Consider the following 23,992-nt stretch of genomic DNA (forward strand, 5'->3'; position numbering starts at 1 on the left):
GAGCGGATGGCCGCCGCCGGAGTCGACTCGCTCGACCCCGACGAGGCGTTCACCGCCCTGGAGTCCTTCCTCGCGGGCGAGCACAGCCAGGTCACGCTGATGCGCACCTTCGGCGACGAGGCGCTGCGCGGCCTCGCCCTGGACGAGCACCAGGGCGTCCACCGCCCGGGGCTGCCCTCCGTACGCGACGCCGTGGTGTCCGCGCACCGCGCGCCGCACGGCGAGGTGGAGCGCCTGCGCGGCCTCCTGCCGCACCCACGCCTGCGCGAACTCACCCTGAACCTGCTGTACGTGACGCTCCGTGACCTCGGCGCCGCCCACCCGGACGGCACGGGCCACCGCGTCCTGCCCCAGTACGCGCGCTGGCTGGAGGAGAGCCACCGGCTGTTCGCCGCGGCCGGACCCGCCCTCGCCGCCCCCGACCTGGACGCCGCCGCCCTGTGGCGCCAGTGGCGGGCCGAGCGCGACGGCTGGCAGCCAGGAGCCAACCAGCGCGCGCAGGTCGACCTCGTCGAGTCCTGCCTCCAGGCCCTGCCGGACGTCCTGACCGGCGCGCGCCAGGGCACCGAGATCCTCTTCCCCGGCTCCTCGCTGTCCCGCGTCGAGGGCGTCTACCGGGGCGACCCGGTCGTCGACTACTTCAACGACCAGCTCAGCGTGGTCCTCGCCGACGCCGTGCGCGCTTGGGGCGCGGCCGCACCGGGACGGCGGCTGCGCGTCCTGGAGGTCGGCGCCGGAACCGGCGCGACCAGCGTCAGGGTCCTTGAGGCCCTGGAACCCTTCGGCGACCGCATCGCCGAGTACCACTACACCGACCTGTCCAAGGCGTTCCTGTTCCGCGCCGAGGAGCGCCTCAAGCCCCGCTACCCGCACCTGACCACCGGCATCTTCAACGCCGAGCACGCGCCCGGGCCGCAGGGCATCGACCTCGGCGGCTTCGACATCGTCGTGGCCACCAACGTCCTGCACGCCACCGCCGACATCTCCCGCACCCTGCGCAACGTCAAGGCGACCCTGCGGGCGGGCGGGCTGCTCTTCCTCAACGAGATGAGCCGCAACACCCTGCTCGCCCACGTCACGTTCGGCCTCCTGGACGGCTGGTGGCGGTACCGGGACGCCGCCCTGCGCATCCCCGGCAGCCCCGTGCTCTCCGCCGAGAGCTGGCGCGAGGTCCTCCAGGACGAGGGGTTCCGCACCGGCGCCCAGCCGGACACCGAGGCCCACGTACTGGGGCAGATGCTGCTCGTCGCCGAGAGCGACGGCCGCTTCCGCACGGCCGAAGGACCCAAGGACCGGCCCGCGCCCCCCGCGACGGCCCCCGTGGCGGCTGTGGCGGCGCCTCCCGTGGACGACGAGGGCGAGCTGCGCGCCCGTACCGCCGACTACTTCGAGCGGCTGCTGCGCGAGGCCCTGCACCTGGCGGCCGGGGAGCTCGACCCGGCCAAGGACCTGCACGACTACGGCCTCGACTCCATCCTCGTGTCCGGCATGAACAGCGCCGTGGCCCGGGACTTCGAGGACGTCAGCAGCACCCTGTTCTTCGAACTGCGCACCCTGGACGAGCTCGTGGAGCACTTCGTGGAGCGGCGCCGCCCCGAGCTGAGGGCGCTCTTCGGGCTCGACGCGGCAGCCGCCCGAGACGCACGGGCCGAGACGCCCCAGGCGCTCCAGGCACCCCAGGTGTCTCAAGCGCCCCAAGCGCCCCAAGCCTCCGCGGCCTCCCTCGCCGACCGGGCCGTCGCGTACGTCACCGGCCTCGTCGCCGAGACCCTCAAGCTCGACCCCGAGCGGCTCGACGCGGACGCCGACCTCTTCGCCCTCGGCCTGGACTCCATCCTCGTGGTCCAGCTGAACAACACCCTCGGTCGTGCCTTCGAGGACCTCAGCAGCACGCTCTTCTTCGACCACTCGACCGTCCGGGACGTGGCCGGGTACTTCGCGACCACGCACACCGCGCGCCTGGCCGAGGTCCTGGGCGTGGACTCCCGCCCGGCCGCCCCGCCGACCGCCCGGGCCCTGCCCGCGCGCCAGGACGAGGAGACCCGGCCCGCGCCCGAGGCCTCCCACGACCCCGCGCCGCGCCCCTGTGGCGACATCGCCGTCGTGGGCCTCGCCGGGCGCTACCCCGGCGCCGACAGCCCCGCGCGCCTGTGGGAGAACCTGGCCAGGGGCGAGAGCGCGACCGCGCCCTACCCGGCCGACCGCTGGTGGTGCGACTGGCAGGACCGGGAGCGCCCCTGGGGCGGCTTCCTCGACGACGTGGCCTCCTTCGACGCCGCGTACTTCGGCATCGACGAGCGCGAGGCCGCGGCCATGGACCCGCAGGAGCGCCTGTTCATCGAGACGGCGCACGGCGCCGTGCAGGACGCGGGCTACACGCCCGCGGCCCTCGCCGGGCACGGCCGCGTGGGCGTGTTCGTGGGCGTCATGAACGCCACGTACAACGGCCGCACGGCCTACTCGTCCATCGCCAACCGCACCTCGTACCTCTTCGACTTCCAGGGCCCGAGCGTGGCCGTCGACACGGCCTGCTCCGGGTCGCTCACGGCCCTGCACCTGGCCGTGCAGAGCCTGCTCTCCGGCGACAGCGCCTGCGCGGTGGCGGGCGGCGTCAACCTGCTCCTGGGCACGGACCACTTCGACGTGCTCCAGGAGCACGGCCTGCTGTCGTCCGGCGAGCGGTGCCGCCCCTTCTCCGAGCACGCGGACGGGTTCCTCGCCGCGGAGGGCGTCGGCGCCGTGGTGCTGCGCCCGCTCGTCGACGCGGTGGCCGCGGGCGACCACGTCTACGGCGTGATCAAGGGCAGCGCCGTCAACTCCGGGGGCCGCACCAGCCGTTACAGCATGCCGAGCCTGGACGCGCAGCGCGACGTCGTCACCCGCGCCCTGGCCAGGGCCGGGGTCACGCCCGACACGGTCAGCTACGTGGAGGCGCACGGCACGGCGACCCCGCTCGGGGACTCCCTGGAGATCTCCGCGCTCAGCCGCGCCTTCGCCGGTGACCGCCCGGGGCAGTACTGCGCGGTCGGCTCGCTCAAGTCCAACCTGGGCCACTGCGAGAGCGCCTCGGGCGTCGCGGGCCTCACCAAGGTCCTGATGCAGCTGCGCCACCGCTCACTCGCGCCCTCCATCAACGCCGAGGACCTCAACACCGGCATCGTCTTCAAGCAGTCGCCGTTCCACGTCCAGCGGGAGCTCGCCCCCTGGAACCCGGTCGACGCCGCAGGCCGCCCCCTGCCCCGGCGCGCGGGCATCTCCTGCTTCGGCGCGGGCGGCTCGAACGCACACCTGATCATCGAGGAATACGAGGACATGGCGGACGCAGCGGACACGGCCGACGGCGAGGCACGCCCCACCGAGGCGGCGGCCGACGAGCCCTGCCTGGTCCCCCTGTCGGCGCACACGCCCGAGCGGCTGCGCACGGCCGCCGGACGGCTGGCCGCGCACCTGCGCGACGCGGAGCGCGCGGGACCCCCGACGCCGCTGCGCGACATCGCGCACACCCTGCAGACCGGCCGTGACGAACTGCCCGTGCGCCTGGCGCTCGTCGTCCGCTCCACCGCCGAACTGGCCACCGCGCTCGCGGAGTTCAGCGCCGACGGCGTCGCGGGCCCCGACCGGTACGCCGACCTCACCGACGCCGGTACGAGCGCGTCGGCGGTGGGCGGCGCGACCGGTGACCCGCACGCGGCGGCCCGGAGCTGGCTGACCGGAGCGCGCGTCACCTGGAGCGAGCTGTACACCGGACGCCCGCCGCGCCGCGTCAGCCTGCCGACGTACCCCTTCGCGCGGCGCGAGCACTGGTACGCGCCCGCGCGGAGCGACCACGCGCGCGTGGAGCCGGTCCGGGCCGAGAGGCCCGAGACCGCGCGGCCGGAACCCCGCCCCGAGGGCACCACCTTTGACGTCCGCGCCTGGCTGCGCGCCGCGCTCGCCGATGAGCTGGACACCGCGCCCCACGAGGTGGCCACCGACCGGGAGTTCACCGCGCTCGGCATGGCGTCGATGGGCCTCGTGCGCCTTGCCCGGCGGGTGCGGAGCGAGCTCCACGCGGACTTCGCCTCGGCCGCGCTCTTCGAGCACCGGACCGTCGACGCCCTGGCCGCCCACCTCGACGGCGTACGCCCGCGGACGGCTCCGGAGCTCCCGGTGGACGAGCCCGCGTTCGTGCCGCACCCGCTCTCCGAAGGGCAGCGGGGCCTGTGGAGCCTCCAGAAGTCCGCGCCCGGGGCGAGCGTGTACCACGTGCCGCTCTGCTTTGCGGTGGCGGATCTCGACCTCCCGGCCCTGCGCGCCGCCTTCGACCGCGTGCGCACCCGCCACCCGCTGCTCACCGCCGTCGTACGGCAGGACGGCGACCGGCTCGTGTTCGCCCGGCCCGAGGCCACGCCGCTCGCGGTCACCGAGCACGAGCTGACCGCGACGGACCCCGACGAGGTGCGCGCACGGCTGCGCGCGCACGCCAGGGAACCCTTCGACCTGGAGAACGGGCCGCTGTGCCGCCTGAGCGTCTTCCGCGACGCCCGGGGCACCGACGCCTGGGTCCTGCTGAACGCCCATCACCTCGTGCTCGACGGCGCCTCCGCCGTGGTGCTCGTGAAGGACCTCCTCGCGGCCTACCGAGGTGCCGCCCTCGCCGCCGACGAGCCCGCCCCGTACGCCGAGTTCGTCGCCGAGGAGGCCGCCCTCCTGGCCGGGGACGAGGGCGCGGCCCGGCTCGCCTACTGGCGCGAGCAGCTGGCGGCGCTGCCGCCCGCCACGGCCCTCCCCACGGACCGGCCGCGCTCCGCCCCCGACCGGGGGCGGCACGGCGCCACCGAGGCCGTGCGGCTCCCGGCGGACCTTGGCGACCGCCTCGCGCGGTTCGCCCGCGAGCGCGGCGTCTACCCGTCCGCGGTGTTCCTGGCCGCACACCAGGTCCTGCTGCGCCAGTACGCCCAGCAGGACGACATCGTCGTCGGGATGCCGGTCAGCACCCGGCCGGGCCGCCGCTTCGACGGCACCGTCGGCCACTTCGTCACCATGGTGCCGGTCAGGAGCCGGATGTCCGGCGGCGCCACGTTCGCCGAGCTGTGCGCGGACGTCCAGGGGACGCTGCTCGACGCCCTCGCGCACGCCTACCCGTTCGGCCCGCTGGTCCGCGAGCTCGGCCCGGGCGCGGCCGACGGCTCCGCGCCCGTGTTCCGGCACGCCTTCATGTACCAGGACTGGCACGAGGACGTCACGGCCAAGGCCCCCGGCGTCCGTTACGTCGAGGGCATCCACCAAGAAGGCGAGTACGAACTCGTCATCGAGGTCATCGCGCCCCACGCCACCGACGACTCCTACACCGTGAAGGCGAAGTACGACCCCGCCCTGTTCGACGCCACGACGGTGGACCGGCTGCTGCGCCAGTACGTCCACCTCCTGGAGTCCGCCCCGGGCACGGACCCGCGGCAGCGGCTCGACGACTGCTCGGCGGCCTCGCCGCAGGAGCTGCACACGCTCACCGTGGAGTGGAACGACACCGCCGTCACCCAGCCCGAGCGGTGCGTCCACGAGCTGTTCGCCGACCAGGCGGCCCGCACCCCCGACGCGGTCGCGCTCGTCGCGGGCAGCGAGTCCGTGACGTACGCGCGCCTGGACGAGCGCACCCGGCAGCTCGCCACGCGGCTCCGCCGCCTCGGCGTGGGCCCCGGCCGACTCGTCGCCGTCCACCTGGAGCGCTCCGTCGACCTCGTCGTCGCCCTGCTCGCCTCCCTGCGCGCCGGGGGCGCCTACATCCCCCTCGACCCGGACTACCCGCGGGACCGGATCGCCCACATCCTCGACGACGCCGCGCCCGCCGTCCTGCTCAGCCACAGCGCCCTGCACGGGCGCCTCGCCGACCAGGGCCGGGCCGGTCAGCGGCTGCTCCTGCTCGACGACCCGGACGCCGACCCCGCGGCCGAGGCGCCGGGCACCGGCTCCGGCGACGCCGCGCCCAGCGGCGAGGACCCCGCGTACGTCATCTACACCTCCGGCAGCACCGGCCTGCCGAAGGGCGTCGTCGTACCCCACCGCGCGCTCACCAACTTCCTGTGCGCGATGGCGAAGCGGCCGGGCCTCGGCGCGGCCGACCGGGTCCTCGCGGTGACGACGCACAGCTTCGACATCGCCGCCCTGGAGCTCTATCTGCCGCTGGTCACCGGCGCCGAGTGCCACCTCAGCGACCCGGCCACCGCGCGCTCGGGCGACCGGCTCGCCGCGCTGATCGCGCGCGTGCGGCCGACCGTCATGCAGGCGACCCCCGCGACGTGGACGATGCTGCTGCACGCGGGCTGGACCAACGCCGAGGGCCTGCGCGTGCTGTGCGGCGGCGAGGCGATGTCCGAGACGCTCAAGGAGCGCCTCACGGCGCTCGGCGGCGAGGTGTGGAACCTGTTCGGGCCCACCGAGACCACCGTGTGGTCCACCGTCGCCCGCGTCGAGGCGGACCGCCGCGTCACCATCGGGCACCCCATCGACAACACCCGGATCCACATCCTCGACCAGCGCGGCCGCACGGCCCCGGTCGGCGTGCCCGGCGAGCTGTGCGTCGCGGGCGACGGGCTCGCGCTCGGCTACCTCAACAAGCCCCAGCTCACCGCCGAGCGGTTCCCCGCCGACCCCTTCACCCCGGGCGGCAGGCTGTACCGCACGGGCGACCTGGCACGGCGCCTGGCCGACGGCGCCATCGAGTGCCTGGGCCGGATCGACTCCCAGGTCAAGGTGCGCGGCTTCCGAGTCGAGCCGGGCGAGATCGAACACGCCCTGGCCCGGCACCCCGCCGTGCGCGAGTGCGCCGTCGTCACCAGGGCCGAGCCCGCGACCGGCGCCACCCAACTCGTCGCGTACTGGACCGGCACAGCCGCCACCGCGCGCGAGCTGACCGACGAGCTGCGCCGGACCCTGCCCGCGTACATGGTGCCCGCCTTCGTCCTGCCGCTCGACGCGCTCCCACAGACCCCCAACGGCAAGGTGGACCGGCTCGCCCTGGCACGTCGGCCGATCACCCTGCCGGACGGGCCCGCCACGGAGCGGAGCACGACCGCCAGCAGGACGGGCACGGCCGGTACCGTCCGCGACGGTGACGTGCACGTCCGCGACCGTGACGTACTCGCCCTGTGGCAGGAGGTGCTCGGCGTCGCCGGGCTGCGCCCCACGGACGCCTTCCTGGACGCGGGCGGCAACTCCGTCCTCGCGGTGGTGCTCGCCGACCGCGTCACCGAGCGCTTCGGCGTGCCCTTCACGTCGGCGGACGTCTTCGGCTGCGTGAACGCCGCGGGCACGGCCGCCCGGCTGCGCGCGGACCTCGGCGCGGAGCACAGGACGGACGCCGCGGACACCCCCCGTACCGAACAGGCTTCCCCGGACCTGCCCGCCGATCTCGACGGCGCCGTCGCCGTCATCGGCGTGTCCGTCGGGCTCCCCGGCGCCGACGACCACCGCGCGTTCTGGCGCAACCTCGTCGCGGGCACGGAGAGCGTCGAGCTGTGCACGCCGGAGGAGCTGCGCCGCCTCGGCGTGGACGAGCGCCTGATCCAGGACCCGGCGCACGTGCCGGTCCGCGCGAGCATGCGCGGCAAGGGCCTGTTCGACCACGCCTTCTTCCAGGTCTCCGCGCGCGACGCCGAACTGATGGACCCGCAGGCGCGCCAGCTGCTCCAGCACGCCTGGAAGGCCGTCGAGGACGCGGCGTACCTGCCGGAGGACATCGCGGACGCGGCGGTGTACATGTCCACCGCCAACTCCCTCTACCAGGCGCCCGTCACGGGCCCCGGCGCCCGCCGCGACTCCGAGGCCCTCGTCGGCTTCCTCCAGGCCCAGCCCGGCAGCGTGCCGACGACCGTGTCGCACCGGCTCGGCCTGCGCGGACCGAGCCTGTTCGTGCACAGCAACTGCTCGTCGTCGCTCGCCGGTCTCGCCCTGGCCTGCCAGGGCATCCAGTCGGGCCAGACCACGCACGCCCTGGTCGGCGGCTGCGCGATGTACGGCGAGGAGACCGTCGGCTACCTCTACGAGGAGGGCATGACGCTGTCGCCCGACGGGCACTGCAAGCCGTTCGCGGCGGACGCCCGCGGCATGGTCGGCGGCGAGGGAGCCGTCGTCGTCCTCCTGAAGGACGCCCGCGCGGCCGTGCGCGACGGCGACCACATCCACGCGCTCGTACGCGGCGTCGGCATGAACAACGACGGTGCCCGCAAGGCCGGTTACTACGCGCCGAGCCTGACGGGCCAGAGCGAGCTGATCGCCTCCGTCCTCGACCGCGCCGGGGTGCGCGCCGACTCCGTCCGCTACCTGGAGGCCCACGGCACGGGCACCGTCATCGGCGACCCCGTCGAGGTGAACGCCGTGGCCGAGGCGTTCCGGCGCCACACCCGTGCCACCGGCTTCTGCGGCATCGGCTCGGTGAAGGCGAACCTGGGCCACCTCGACGCGGCGGCGGGCCTCGCGGGCCTCGTCAAGTCCGCCCTCGTCCTGAGCCACCGCACGGTGCCGCCGACCATCAACCACACGGCGCCCAACCCGCAGATCGACTTCGCGAACTCCCCGTTCCACGTGGTGGACCGGCTCACCCCGCTGCCGCCCTCGACGACGCCGCTGCGCGCCGCCGTCAGCTCCTTCGGCATCGGCGGCACGAACGTCCACGCCGTGCTCGAAGAGGCCCCGCCGCGCGCGGGCCACGGCTCGGGGCTGCCCGGACCCCACCTCGTCCCCCTGTCGGCGCGGACCCCCGACGCCCTGCGGCGCTACGCCCGCGACCTGGCGCGGCACCTCACCGCCGAGCAGGACGCGCCGGACCTCGCCGACGTCGCCTACACCTTCCAGGTCGGGCGCACCGCCATGGCCTGCCGGGCGGCGTTCGCGGCCGAGACCGTGGCCGAACTCGTCGCCGCCCTGGAGGACTTCGCCGACCGCGCGGCGGCGCCCGCGCAGGCGCCCGCCGTCCTCGACGTCCTGGACGACGAGGACCGCCGCGCCCTGGTGGGCCAGTGGCTCGCCGAGCGCAGGCTCGACAAGGTGGCCCGGCTGTGGGAGGCGGGCGAGAGCGTCGACTGGCGGCAGCTGTACGCGGACGGGTCGCGCCCGCGCCGTCTGAGCCTGCCCGCCTACCCGTTCGAGGGGCAGCACTTCTGGCTGCGCGCGGAGCGGCGGGGCCCGGCGGCGGAGCACGCGGCCGACGCCGTCGCCCCGCACCTGTTCGAGGAGCGCTGGGTGGCACGCGAGGCCACGGCGGTCGCGGACACCGGCGCCCGGCGCGTGGTCGTCGCCTTCCTGTCCGACCCCGCGGCGCAGGACGCCTACCGGGCCGCGACGCTCCGCCACGCGCCCGGCACCCGCCTGGTCTTCCTCGCCGAGGCTGGTGCTGGTGCCGGGGCTGAGACCGGAGTCCCCGAGCTCGCACGGACCGGGTCGGCCGACCCGTCGGTGCACCGCGTCGACCCCGCCGACGAGCACGCCCTGACGCGGGCGCTCACCGCCGTCGCCGAGGCCCACGGCCCCCTCGACGCCCTCCACTACCTGTGGCCCACCGAGCGCGCGGTGGGCCGTCCGCCGCTGCGTGAACTGGCCGACGTCGGCGCGCTCGTGCGGGCCGTGGCCGCCACCGGCCGCCCCGTCCCCGACGTCCTCGTCGCGGGCCACTTCGACGACGCCGTGGGCCAGGCGGCCCTCGACGCCCTGATCGGCTACGAGCGCTCCCTGGCCGGGCCGCTGCCCGGCACCGCGCTGCGCGTCGTGCTGCACGAGGGCGCCGCGCCCGCGAGCCGCTGGGCGGAACTGCTCCTGACCGAGCAGCACCAGGAGCGGCGGGCCGCCGCCCTGTACCGGGGCGGGCAGCGCCACGTCTGCGAGGTGCGGAGCCTGCCCGGCACCGCAGCGCCCGCCCCGGCCGCGCTGCGCGAGGGCGGCACCTATCTGATCACCGGCGCCTTCGGCGGCCTCGGCCGCCGCGTCGCCGAGCACCTGGCCCGCGCCTACCGCGCGAACCTCGTGCTGCTCGGCCGCTCGCCGCTCAGCCCCGCCGACGAGACCTGGGCCGCGGGGCTCGGCGAGCACGGCGGCACGGTCGTGTGCCGCCGCGCCGACGTCACCGACGAGGACGCCCTCGTCGAGGCGCTCAGCACCCTGCCGCCCGCGCTGCGCGCCATCGACGGCGTCGTGCACGCCGCGGGCACGGCACAGCGGCTCGCCGTGACGGACGCGACCCGCGACGCCGCGCTGGGCGTCCTCGCCGCCAAGGTGGACGGCACGCTCGCCCTCGAACGGGCCCTGGCCCGCACCCGGGCCGGGCGCGCCGCGGAGTTCGTCTGCCTCTTCTCGTCCAGCTCCGCGACCCTCGGCGACTTCGGCAGCTGCGACTACGCGGTCGCCAACCGCTTCCAGTCGGCGTACGCGCGCGCCCTCGCCGAGCGCGGCGAGCGACGGCTGCTCGCCGTGGCCTGGCCGCTGTGGGAGGACGGCGGCATGGGCGCGGCCGCCCAGCGCGCGGCCGACCACGACCACGTCACCGGCTACCTGTCCGCCAGCGGTCAGCGGCCCCTCGCCGCCGACGCCGCGCTCGCCGTCCTCGAACGGCTCCTCGCGCAGCGGTCGGGACCGGCCGCGCCCCTGGTCCTGCACGCGCCCGCCGAGCGGGCCAGGGCCCTGGCCGAGCGGGCGGTCGCACCCGCGCCGCGCCGCGCGGAACCGACGACCCCCGCACCGGACCCGGCCCCCGAGTCGGCCTCCGCGCGGGAGTCGGCCGTGGCGCACGACCGGCGGCGCGCGGCCCTGGCCGACGCGGTCCGCGAGGTCGTCGCGCACGTCCTGAAGTCCCCCGTGGACCAGCTCGACGACGACAGCGGCTTCCACGACCTGGGCCTGGACTCCATCCGCCTCACCCAGCTCGCCCACCGGCTCGCCGAGCGCCTCGGCACCTCGCTCCAGCCGACGGTCCTGTACGACCACCCGTCCGTACGGCGCCTGACCGACCACCTGGTGCACGACACGGGGGTCCAGCTCCCTGAGCCAGTCGGCCCGGTCGAGCACGTCGAGTCGGCCGAGCCCGTCGCGGCCCCGGCGGACTCCGTGCCCCGGCGGCCCGCCGCCGACGCCCTCGCCGTCATCGGCATGAGCGGCATCTTCCCCGGCTGCCGCGACGTGGACGCCTTCTGGGCCGCGCTCGCCGACGGCAAGGACCTCGTCCGCGAGCTGCCGCCCGTCCGCTTCGGCGCGGCGCCGGCGGCGCCGGGGGACGAGGGCGCCCCGGAGCCCTACCGGTGGATGGGCAGCATCGACTGGGCGGACGAATTCGACGCCGCGTTCTTCGAGATCGCCCCGAAGGAGGCGCGCGCGCTCGACCCGCGCCAGCGCCACCTCCTCCAGGAGTGCTGGAAGGCGCTGGAGGACGCCGCCCTCGGCGCCCAGGAGCTGGAGGGCCTGACGGTCGGCGTGTTCGTCGGCGTGGAGCAGGGCGACTACCAGCTCCTCGACGGCGCGGGCGGCAACCTCACCTCGCACCACGACGGCGTCCTCGCCGCGCGCCTGTCGTACTTCCTCGACCTGAAGGGGCCCGTCCTCGCGGTCAACACCTCCTGCTCCTCGGGCCTGGTGGCCCTCCACCAGGCGCGGACGAGCCTGCTCCAGGGGGAGTGCGACATCGCCGTCGTCGCGGCGGCGAACTTCGTCCTGACCCCGCAGGCCCTCGCCGCCATGAGCGACGCGGGCATGCTGTCGGCCTCCGGCAAGTGCGCCACGTTCGACCAGGACGCCGACGGCATGGTCCCCGGCGAGGCGGTCACGGCCCTGGTCCTGCGCCCGCTGGCGGACGCGGAGGCCGCGGGCGACCCCGTGCGCAGCGTCATCGCGGCCAGCGGCCTCAACTACGACGGCCGCACCAACGGCATCACCGCCCCCTCGGGCGAAGCCCAGCGCGCCCTCCTGGAGTCCGTGTACGAGCGGGGCGGCATCGACCCGGCGGACATCGGCTACGTCGTGACCCACGGCACCGCCACGAAGCTCGGCGACCCGGTCGAGGTGGGCGCGCTGCGGGCGGCCTTCGCCCGGCACACGGACGAGCGCGGGTTCTGCGCCCTCACCTCGACCAAGCCCAACGTCGGCCACACCTTCGCGGCCTCCGGCCTGGTCGGCCTGATCTGCCTGTCGGAGGCGCTGCGCCACCGCGCCATCCCGCCCAGCCTGCACTGCGAGCGCGACAACGAGTTCATCGACTGGAGCGCGAGCCCCTTCTACGTCAACAAGGCGGCGAAGGAGTGGCCCGCCCCGCGGCACGGCCACCGGACGGGCGCGGTCAGCGCGTTCGGCATGAGCGGCACCAACGCCCATGTGGTCGTGCGGGAGTACACCGGCCGACCGGTCCCGACCGCCCCGGCCCAGCCCGCCTACCTGCTGCCGGTCTCCGCCAAGACGGAGGCGGCCCTGGAGGAGATCGTCGACGGCCTGCTCGACCGGATCGCGAGCGGCGCCCTGACGGACGCCGACCTGCCCCGGCTCAGCGCCACGCTCCTGACCGGACGCCACCACTTCCGCTACCGCTACGCCGTGGTCGTGGGCTCCCTCGACGAGGCCGCCGCGCTCTGGCGCGCCCGGCGCCGCGCGCGGACCGCTCCGGCCGGTGCCTGCTTCGAGGGCGTCGTGCCGCGCGGCTTCACCGCGTCGGCGCGGGACACCGACCGGCTCCGGGCCGCGGCCGCCACCGCCCGGGACACCGGGCTCGACCCGGCCGCGCGGCGCGCCGCCCTCGTCGAGGTCGCGCGCGGCTACGTCGCGGGGCACACCGTCCCGACCGCCGTCGCCCGGCCCGACGGACACCGCGTGCCGCGCCTGCGGCTGCCCGCCTACCCGTTCGCCCGGAACCGCTACTGGGTGCGCGCCGAGCAGCCCGCCCAGGCCTCCGCCGACGTACCCGCGACGCGGCCGGAGCGTGCCTCCGCGCCGTCCGCGGCGCAGCCCCGCAAGCCCGTCGTCCTGCGGGACTTGGCGGACATACCGCACCGGATCGACACCTCGGACGCCTCGCCCGCCGCCGCGCGGCCGCAGGTGGCCCTGACGCCGCTGACGCCCGCGTCACCTCAGACCGCCCCGGTGCCCGAGGCCGCGGCGGCGCGCCCGGTCACCCGTGACCACGACGTCCTGGAGGACCTCAAGGCGGCGGCCGCCCTCGACTTCGGCGGGATGGTCGCGACCCTGAACCGCACCGGCGTGATGGTCGAGCGGCTGATCCCGTACTCCGAGGAGTTCGCCGCGTACGCGGGGGACAGCGGCGGGGAGGCCCTGGACCTGGGCTGCGCGTACGGCGTGGCGAGCATCGCCGCCCTGGAGCGCGGGGCCCGCGTCGTGGCGCTCGACATGGAGCACAAGCACCTGGACATCCTCGGCCAGCGCGTTAACGACGAGGCCCGGGAGCGCCTGTCCCTGCGCCAGGGCATGCTGCCCGACGTCGACTTCGAGGCCGGGCGGTTCACCGCCGTGCACGCCAGCCGCGTGATGCACTTCCTCGCCCCGGACGACTTCCGGCTCACGCTGCGCAAGATGTACGACTGGCTGGCGCCGGGCGGCAAGGTCTTCCTCAGCTCGGACTCGCCGTACTTCGGCTACTGGGCGTCCAAGGCCGCCGACTACGAGGCGCGCAAGGCCGCGGGCGACCCGTGGCCCGGCTACATCGACGACGTCGCCGCGCACTTCGAGGCGGCCCACGTCGTCGGCGGTCCGCCGCTGATCAACGCCATCGACCCCGACGTGTTCCGCAGGGAGTGCGAGGCCGCCGGGTTCGTCGTGGAGCGGGCCGGGTTCTTCGGCGCCGTGGGCGTGGACCGGGAGTCGTACGGGGCGCCCGCCCCCGACATGGAGCACGTGGGCGTCATCGCCCGCAAACCGGATGAGTCGGCCGCTCCGCCCGCCGCCACGGCCACGTCGGCCGACGGCAACCGCATCCACTACCGGGTGCGCGGCGACGGGCCGACGGCCCTGGTCCTCATCCACGGCCTCGGGTGCGACGCGTCGTACTGGGACCGCCAGCTGGAGCACTTCGCGGACCGGTACACCGTGATCGCGCCGGACCTCGCCGGGCACGGCGGCTCGGGCAGGTCCCGGCGGCGGTGGACCGTCGAGGCGTTCGCCCAGGACGTCGTGGCCGTCGTCGAGCAGGAGGGCCTCGACGACGTGGTCCTCGTCGGGCACTCCCTCGGCGGGCCCGTGATGCTGGCCGCCGAGCGGCTCCTGGGCGGCCGGGTCCGCGGCCTGGTCGGCGTCGACACGCTGCACAACCTCGAGCCCAAGGCGCTGACCGCCGAGCAGCTCGACCGGTTCGTGCGCACCTTCAGCGAGCAGCCGGTCCAGGCGCGGGAGCTGTTCCTCGACGGCGCCCGCGACGACCTCGTCGCCCTGGTCGCGCGCACCCGTGAGGAGACCGGTGCTGCCGTGGTCACCGCCGCGTTCCGCGAGATGCTCACCTATCTCCAGGACGTGCCCAAGCACGTCGACGTGCCGCTCGTCCTGATCAACTCGACGTCCTGGATGCCGACGAACCTGACCGCCGCGCGCCGCTACGGCGTCGAGGTGGAACTGGTCGACGGCGTCGGGCACTTCGTGATGCTCGAGGCGCCGCTCACCTTCAACGCGACGTTGCGGCGCCATCTGGAGCAGATCGCTCCGGGCGTCACCGCAGGTCAGAACGAGAGTGAGCCCGGTGCTCCGGTGGAAGGGGCCGATTCCTGATGCCCGCGCCACGTATTAAGATCCACGCGAAAAGCGACCTGCATCGGTACCTGCGCGACACGCTGGCCGTCGTCCTTGGAACCGAAGTGGCTCCGAGCCGTGACGACGCGTCCCTCGTGGAGCTGGGTCTCGATTCGTTCGGCTGCGCCCAGTGGCTGCACGAGGTCAACCGAACCCTCGATCTTTCCGTCACCGTGGCCCAGGTCTGCGGTCACCCCACGTTCCGTACGTTGTCCGCCCTGTTCGAGGGCGCCATGGGAGAACAGATGAGTGCCACACCCCCTGGGTCCTCGGCCGCCCGCGGCACGTCCGCGCCGGGGCGCCCGGACATCGCCGCGCACCTGCGCCAGAGCCTCGCGGCGGAGCTCGAACTCGACGCGGCGGACATCGACGACGAGGCGCCCTTCGTGGAGCTGGGCCTCGACTCGATCACGGGTGTCACCTGGACCCGGAAGCTGAACACGCACTTCCAGCTGTCGCTCTCCGCGACCCAGGTCTACAGCCACCCCACGGTCGACGACCTCGCGGGGCACCTCGCCGAGCTGCTCGGCGCGGGCGAGGCGGGCCCGGCCCCGGTCGAGGGGCCCGCGCCGGTGGCCGCGTCCGCGCCGGTGGCCGCGTCCGCGCCGGAGCCCGCGTCCGCCGAGGCCTCCGCCCCCGCCGACGCCCCCGCCCCCGAGGCCGCGCTCGCCGCATGGCTGCGGGCCAGCCTCGCCAAGGAGCTGGAGCTCACCGCGTCCGAACTGGACGACGAGGCGCCCTTCGTGGAGCTGGGCCTCGACTCGATCTCCGGCGTCACCTGGACCCGGACCCTCAACACGCGGCTGCGCCTTTCGCTGTCCGCGACCACGGTGTACGGACATCCGACGATCAGCGACCTGGCGGGGTACCTGACGCGGGAGCACGGCGTCGCGGCCCCCGACGCGGGCGCGCCCACCGTGGCAGCGGAGCCCGCGCCCGCCCCCGTCGAGCCCGAGCGCCCCGTCACGCCCGCGCCGGAGCCCACGCCCGCGCCCGCGCCGGAGCCCATGCCCGTGCCCGCGCCGGAGCCCACGCCCGCGCCCGCGCCGGAGCCCATGCCCGTGCCCGCGCCGGAGCCCACCGCCGAGCCGACCCCCGACCCCGGCGCCGAGCCCGCCACCGCCGCCGGTCCCCAGCGGGCCCCCGGCCTCGTGGACATCGCCGTCATCGGCATGTCCGGCGCCTTCCCCAAGGCGGCGGACCTCGACGCGTTCTGGCAGAACATCCTCGACGGCCGCGACTGCATATCCGAGGTCCCGTCCTCGCGCTGGCCCGTGGAGAGGTTCTACAACGAGCGGCCCGGCGTGCCCGGCAAGTCCGCCAGCAAGTGGATGGGCGTCCTGGAGCACGCGGACCGGTTCGACCCGCTCTTCTTCTCCATCTCGCCCGGCGAGGCCGCGGCCATGGACCCCCAGCAGCGCGTCCTGCTCCAGGAGAGCTGGCGCTGCGTCGAGGAGGCGGGCTACGACCCCGACGACCTCTCCGGCACCCAGTGCGGCGTCTTCGTCGGCTGCTCCGTGAACGGCTACGGCGCCACGGCCGACGCGACCGGCCTGAGCGCGCACCAGAACCTCGGCACCAACAGCGCCATCCTCGCCAGCCGCGTCTCCTACGCCCTGAACCTCAAGGGCCCCTGCCTGTCCATCGACACCTCCTGCTCGTCGTCGCTCGTGGCCATCGCCCAAGCCTGCGACAGCCTCTGCCTCGGCGACAGCGACACCGCGCTCGCGGGCGGCGTCTGGGTCATCCCCGGCCCCGGCGTCCACGTGGCCATGAGCCAGCTGCGGGCCCTGTCGCCCGACGGCCGCTGCTACGCGTTCGACGAGCGCGCCAACGGCTTCGTCCCGGCCGAGGGCGTCGGCGTCGTCCTCCTGAAGCGGCTCGCCGACGCACAGGCGGACGGCGACCGGATCCACGCCGTCATCAAGGGCTGGGGCGTGAACCAGGACGGCAGGTCCAACGGCATCACCGCCCCCAACGCCGAGGCCCAGGCCCGGCTCCAGAAGCACGTGTACGACAAGTTCGGCATCGACCCCGGCGACATCGAGCTCGTCGAGGCGCACGGCACCGGCACCGCCCTGGGCGACCCCGTAGAGATCGACGGCCTCGTCGACAGCTTCACCGCGCGCACCGACCGCCGCGGCCACTGCGCCATCGGCTCGGTGAAGAGCAACATCGGCCACACCGCGTGCGCCGCGGGCGTCGCCGGAGTCCTCAAGGCCACCCTCGCCCTGGAGCACGCGACGCTGCCGCCGACCGCCCAGTACGAGCGCCTCAACGAGCACATCGACCTGGACGGCACGCCCTTCTACGTCAACACCCGGGCGCGCGCGTGGCGCCCCGCCGACCGGCCGCGCCTGGCCGCCGTCAGCTCCTTCGGCTACAGCGGCACGAACGCCCACGTCGTCCTGGCCGAGGCCCCCGAGGCCCCCGAGGCGGCCCCGGCGGCCGAACACCCCGACGGCTCCCGCCTGATCGCGCTGTCCGCCCGCACGGCCGACCAGCTCAAGGACCGGGCCCGGCAGCTCGCCGCCCACCTCGAAGCGCACCCCGGCCTGAGCCTGCGCGACGTCAGCCACACCCTGGGCCGGGGCCGCAAGCACTTCCGGCACCGCCTCGCGTTCGTCGCCGACACCACGGCGGGGGCCGCCGCACGGCTGCGCACCTGGCTGGAGACCGGCAGCGCGCCGTCGGCGTACACCGGCGACCACAAGCCCCAGCGCCCGGCCCGGCCGGACGTGCGGGCGGCCCGGGAACTGACCGACCCGGCCCGGCTCCTGACGCTCGCCGAGGAGTACGCCCGGGGCGCGGCCGTCGCGTTCGAGCTCCTGTACGCGCCCGACCGGCGCCCGGCCCGCGTCTCCCTGCCCACGTACCCGTTCGCGCAGGACTCCTACTGGCTGTCCGACGAAGCCCCCGCGGCAGCAGCCGAGGCCCCGCACCGCCAGGACGCCCCCGGTGACCTGCTGGTCCTTGAGCCCTGCTGGACGCCGCTGTCCACCACGTCCGACGGCGAACCGGCCGAGCGGGTCGTCTGGCTCGTCGGCTCCGGAGCCGACGCGGCCGGGAAGGCGCTGCGCACCCGGCTGCCCCGCACCGTCGTCCTGCACACGTCCGAGGTGGCCGCGGACCGTCCGCTGGACGTGGCGTACGCCCGTCTGACGCGGGACGTCCTGGGCGAGCTGCGCACCCTGATCGCGGCCGGGGACCTGCCGGACGGCGGCCTCACGCAGATCGTCGTCCTGGGGCACGGCGTCCCGGCCGCCCGGGTGCTGACCGGCGTGTCCGGGCTGCTGCGCACGGCCGCCCTGGAACACCCGTGGCTGCGCACCCAGCTCCTGGAGCACCTCGACCCCTTCGACGCCGCCGACGAGCGGTCCGCGGCGGCGCTCGCCGAAGCCGTCGAGGCGGGCGCCCGCGCCCACACCGAGCCGCACGTCCGGCAGCAGGGCGGCCTGCGGTACGCCAGGCGGCTCACCGAGGTCGAGGCGCGGCCCGCGCACGGGGCCGCCGCGTCGCCGTGGCGCGACGGCGGCGTCTACCTGATCACCGGCGGCACCGGCGGGCTCGGCCGCCACGTCGCCCGGGAGCTGTCCCGCTCCCTGCGCAGCGGCACGGTCGTCCTCGTCGGACGCGCCACGGCCGACGACGCACGGCCGCGCGTCGCTGCCCTCGCGTCGCCGGGCGTCACCGTCGAGTACCGGCAGGCGGACGTCACCGACCGGCAGGCCGTCGACGCGCTCGTCGCGGACGTCGTGTCCCGCCACGGCGCGCTGCACGGCGTCGTGCACTGCGCCGGAGTGCTCCGCGACGGCTACCTCGCCACCAAGAAGGACGGGGACCTGGCCGCGGTCCTCGCCCCCAAGACCACCGGCCTGGTCAACCTCGACGAGGCCACCGCCGCGCAGCCCCTCGACCACCTGGTCGTCTTCTCCTCCACGGCGGCCGCGCTCGGCAGCCCGGGGCAGGGCGACTACGCCGCGGCCAACGCGTTCCTCGACGCCTACGTCGCCCACCGCGCCGACCTCGCCGCGCGCGGCCTCAGGTCCGGCCGCTCCGTGTCCGTCGGCTGGCCGCTGTGGGCCGACGGCGGCATGCGGCTCGACGACGGCGCCCTCGAAGGGCTGCGCGGGATCGGCGTGACGCCCCTGCCCACCGAGGTCGGCCTCAGGGCCCTGACCGAGGCGGTCGCGGGCGACTCCCGCCACACCCTCCTGCTCTGCGGCGACCGCGCACGGCTGCTCGACCGCCTGTCCGCGCACATCACCACGGAGCGGCCGCTGCCCGCCCCGGCCACGCGGGCGCCCGCCACCGAGGCACGCCCCTCCCGCGACGCGTGGGAGCGCACGCTGGTCGCCGCCGTCTCCGAGCAGCTGAAGGTCCCCGCCGAGGAGATCGATGGGGACGGGGAGTTCGGTGAGTACGGCTTCGACTCCATCAGCCTGACCGAGCTCGCCCGGCGGCTCAACGACGACCACGGGCTGAGCCTCGCGCCCACCGTCTTCTTCGAGCACACCACCGTGGGCGCGCTCGCGGCCCACATCGCCGAGCACGCGCCCACCACGCCCGCCCCGGTGGCCGCGGACGCCGCACCCGACCTGGACGCCTTCCGCCAGGCTGTGATCGCGGAGGTGTCCGGGCAGCTGAAGGTCCCCGCCGAGGAGATCGACGGGGACGGGGAGTTCGGCGAGTACGGCTTCGACTCCATCAGCCTGACCGAACTGGCGAGCCGTCTCGGCGGCCGGTTCGGCACGCACCTGGCGCCCACGGTGTTCTTCGAACACCGGACCGTGGACAGCGTGGCGGCCCACCTGGCGGCCATGGCACCCGCACCGACGGCTCCGGCCACGGAGGCCTCGTACGCGAACGAGCCGGACGACATCGCGTCGTACGAGGAACAGCCGCAAGAGGCACGTCTCCCCGCCGAGCCCGTCGCCCACGAGTCCGCCGCCGAGCCCATCGCCGTCATCGGCATGAGCGGCAGCTTCCCGCAGGCGCCCGACCTGTCGGCGTTCTGGGACAACCTGCGCGCGGGCAAGGACTGCATCACGGAGATACCCGAGGACCGCTGGGACTGGCGCGCCCTGGAGCAGGACCCGGACGTCCCGCGTGGCAAGAAGCCCGTGCGCTGGGGCGGTTTCCTCGACGGCGTCGACCGGTTCGACCCGCTGTTCTTCGGCATCTCGCCCCGCGAGGCGCGCACCATGGACCCGCAGCAGCGGCTGCTGCTCACCCACGCCTGGCAGGCGCTCGAGGACGCCGGGTACGCGCCCTCCGGCCTGGCGGGAAGCGACACCGCCGTCCTGATCGGCACCGCGCCGAGCGGCTACGGCAGCCTCGTCATGGGGGAGCGCGCGGGCGAGGACGGCTACGCCGCGACCGGCGTCTCCGGCTCCGTGGGCCCCAACCGCGTCAGCTACCTGCTCGACCTGCACGGCCCCAGCGAGCCCGTGGAGACGGCGTGTTCGAGCTCGCTCGTCGCGCTGCACCGCGGTGTCGAGCTGCTGCGCTCGGGCCGCAGCGGCCTCGCGCTCGTCGGCGGCGTCAACACCATCGTCAGCCCCGACCTGCACATCGGCTACAGCCGCGCGGGCATGCTGTGCGAGGACGGCCGCTGCAAGACGTTCTCCGCGCGGGCCAACGGTTATGTGCGCGGCGAGGGCGTCGGCGTCCTGGTCCTGAAGCCGCTGCGCCACGCCCGGCGCGACGGCGACCGGATCCTCGGCGTCATCCGCGGCAGCGCCGTCAACCACGGGGGCCGCGCCCACTCCCTGACCGCGCCCAACCCGCGCGCCCAGGCGGACCTCCTCAAGAGCGCCTACCGCGACGCGGGCGTCGACCCGCGCACCGTCACCTACGTCGAGGCGCACGGCACCGGCACCGAACTCGGCGACCCCGTCGAGCTGAACGGCCTCAAGAGCGCCTTCGGCGAGCTGTACGCGGAGACGGCGGGAGCGCCGGGCCACCTCGACGCACCGGCCCGCTGCGGCCTCGGCTCGGTCAAGAGCAACATCGGGCACCTGGAGCTGGCTGCGGGCGTCGCCGGAGTCATCAAGGTGCTGCTCCAGATGCGCCACGCCACCCTGGTCGAGAGCCTGCACTGCGCGGACCTCAACCCGTATCTGGACTTCACGGACAGCCCGTTCGAGGTCGTCCGCGAGCGGCGGCCGTGGCAGCGGGTCCACGACGCCGGGGGCCGGGCGCTGCCGCGCCGGGCGGGCGTCAGCTCCTTCGGCTTCGGCGGCGTCAACGCGCACGTCGTCATCGAGGAGTACGCCGAGGAGTACGCGGAGGAGCACGACGAAGGCCACGACGCGGCCGGTCACGGACACGAGCGGCACCACCGCTCCGAGGAGCACGGGGGACACGCGGCCATGGCATCGCACGCCGACGCGCACACGGGCACCGCGCCCCCGGCCGGCACGCCCGCCCCGGCCGTGGCGCTGATCCCGCTGTCCGCGCGCACCGAGCAGCAGCTCGTCGCCCGGGCCCGCGCGCTGCGCGACCACCTCAGGGCCGGACACGTCGCCGTCGGGCGCCTCGCCGACCTCGCGTTCACCCTCCAGGTGGGCCGCGACGCGATGGAGGAGCGGCTCGCGGCCCAGGTCACCTCGCTCGCCGACCTGGAGCGCAGGCTCACGTCGTTCGTGGCGGACCCGGGCGCCCACGAGGGCTGGCACCGCGGCACGGTCTCCCGCGGGACGGGCGGCACCGCGCAGCCCCGCGCCCGCGATCTCAAGGCGGGGGAGTACGACCGGGCCCTCAGCGCGTGGGCGGCGGGCCACCCCCTGGACTGGCGGAGCCTGTACGCCCCGGGGGCCCGGCCCGTGCGGATCGGCCTGCCGACGTACCCCTTCGCCGAGGAGAGCTACTGGGCGGGGCGCGGCACCGCGCCCTCGGCCGCGCGCGCGGACAGCACGCCCGGCGCGCACCCGATGCTGCACCACGCCCCGGACGGCACCCCGACGGCGTACCGCACCGTCTTCGACGGCTCCGAACCCTTCCTGAAGGACCATCAGGTACGCGGTCTGCGCGTCCTGCCGGGCGCCGCGCACCTGGAGATGGCCCGCGCGGCCGTCGCCCGCACCGCGGCGGCGCCGGGCCGCGTCCGGCTCAGTGACGTGGTGTGGCTGCGGCCCGCCGCCTGCGCCACGGAGGACGGCCTTGACGTGCGCCTCGACCTGAGGCCGACGGGCCCGGACGCCTACGCGTACACGCTCCACACCGTCGGCCCCGGCGGCGAGCGGACGCTGTCCAGCCAGGGCCGCGCACAGCTGGCCGAGGCGCCCGCCGAGCGTCCGGCGCTCCCGCTCGCGGACCTGCGCGCCGCCTGCGCCGGGACCTCCTTCACCGCCGCCGACCTCTACGCCCTGTACGACCGCGTGGGCATGGAGTACGGCCCGGCGCAGCGCTCCCTGGCGACCCTGGCCGTCGGCACCGACACCGCGGGCCGCCCCCAGGCGCTCGCCGAACTGCGCCTGCCCCGTGCCGCGGAGACCACCGCCGCCTACGCGCTGCACCCGAGCATCCTCGACGGCGCCCTCCAGGCCACGATCGGCCTCGGGCTCGGCGGCGACGGCCACGGCGCCGCCCCCGCGCGGCCCGCGCTGCCCTTCGCCCTCCACGAAGTGGACGTCCTGGCCGCCACCACGGCGACGGCGTACGCCTGGATCCGGTACCAGGACGGCAGCCGCCCCGGTGACGCGTCCGCGAAGCTGGACATCACCCTCCTCGACACCGAGGGCCGGGTGTGCGCCGAACTGACCGGCCTGCTCGCGCGGGTGCTCCCCGCCGAGGCGGCCCCGGCCGCCACGGAGCGCCCCGCGCCCCCCGCCGCATCCGACGCCACGCTCGCCGGGCGCGCGCTGCCGTATCTGCGCGACCAGCTCGCCGCGGCGCTCGAAGTCGACGCCGAACGCCTCGACGTGGACACGCCACTGGAGTTCTACGGCATGGACTCCATGATGGCGATGGAGCTCACCCACCACCTGGAGGGCACCTTCGGGGAGCTGTCCAAGACGCTGTTCTTCGAGGTCCGTACGGTCCGCGCGCTCAGCGAGCACTTCGCCGAGGCCTACCCCCGGCGGCTGCGCGCCGCGCTCGGCGCGACGGCCCCCGAGGCCGAGGAGCGGGCACCGGCACCGGCTCCGGCGCGGACCACGCCCGCGCCACCGCGCGCGGAGCACGTCACCGACATCGCGATCGTCGGCGTGAGCGGCCGCTACCCGCTGGCCGACGACCTCGACGCGTTCTGGCGGAACCTGCGCTCCGGCCGGGACTGCGTCACCGAGGTCCCGGCGGACCGCTGGGACCCCCGCGACCACGAGGGCACGTCCCGGTGGGGCGGCTTCCTCGACGGCGTCGACCGCTTCGACCCGCTGTTCTTCCGCATCTCGCCGCGCGAGGCGGAGTTCCTCGACCCCCAGGAGCGGCTCTTCCTGGAGACCGTCCACCACACCCTGGAGGACGCCGGGTACACCGGCGAGACCCTGTCCCGGCAGTCAGCCGACCCCGACGCCGGCGCGGGCCTCCTCGCCGCGGGCAAGGTCGGCGTGTTCGTCGGCGTGATGTACGAGGAGTACCAGCTCTACGGCGCCCAGGCGCAGGCGCGCGGCCACCGCGTGGCGCTCTCCGGCAGCCCCTCGTCCATCGCCAACCGGATCTCGTACTTCTACGACTTCCACGGCCCGAGCATGGCCGTGGACACTATGTGCTCGTCCTCGCTGACCGCGATCCACCTCGCTTGCGAGGCGATCAGGAGCGGCCAGTGCGCGGCGGCCGTCGCGGGCGGCGTCAACGTCAGCGTCCACCCGAACAAGTACGTGATGCTGAGCCAGGGCAAGTTCACCTCAAGCGACGGCCGCTGCCGCAGCTTCGGCGAGGGCGGCGACGGCTACGTGCCCGGCGAGGGCGTCGGCGCCGTCCTGCTCAAGCCCCTGGAGCGGGCGATCGCCGACGGCGACCAGATCCACGCGGTCATCAAGGGCACGGCCCTCAACCACGGCGGCAGGACCCACGGCTTCTCGGTGCCCGACCCGGTGGCCCAGGGCGACGTCATCACCCGCGCGCTCGCCCGGGCGGGCGTCGCGCCGCACGAGCTCAGCTACCTGGAGGCGCACGGCACCGGCACCTCCCTCGGCGACCCCATCGAACTGACCGGTCTGGTCAAGGCGTTCGGCCGCACCGCCGGGGCAGTCGGGCCCACCTGCGCGATCGGCTCGGTGAAGTCCAACATCGGCCACTGCGAGAGCGC

General features: G+C 75.4%; 2 protein-coding genes (both only partly in view). Both read left to right on the plus strand.

What is annotated here, in order from left to right:
- Positions 1-14,718, plus strand: partial view of an amino acid adenylation domain-containing protein gene (locus ACIG3E_RS29250; protein WP_399622442.1) — the 3' portion only. The gene continues 7,356 nt to the left of window position 1, outside the view; only the last 14,718 of its 22,074 coding nucleotides appear in the window; its start codon lies off the left edge, out of view; the stop codon is at positions 14,716-14,718.
- On the plus strand, positions 14,718-23,992 hold the 5' portion of the coding sequence (locus tag ACIG3E_RS29255) for an SDR family NAD(P)-dependent oxidoreductase (protein WP_399622444.1). The gene runs 4,816 nt beyond the window's last position; only the first 9,275 of its 14,091 coding nucleotides appear in the window; its start codon is at positions 14,718-14,720; the stop codon falls past the right edge of the window. The genes ACIG3E_RS29250 and ACIG3E_RS29255 overlap by 1 nt, the downstream gene beginning before the upstream one ends.

Source organism: Streptomyces sp. NPDC053474, from assembly GCF_044544845.1.
In the GTDB taxonomy this organism is placed as follows: Bacteria; Actinomycetota; Actinomycetes; order Streptomycetales; family Streptomycetaceae; genus Streptomyces.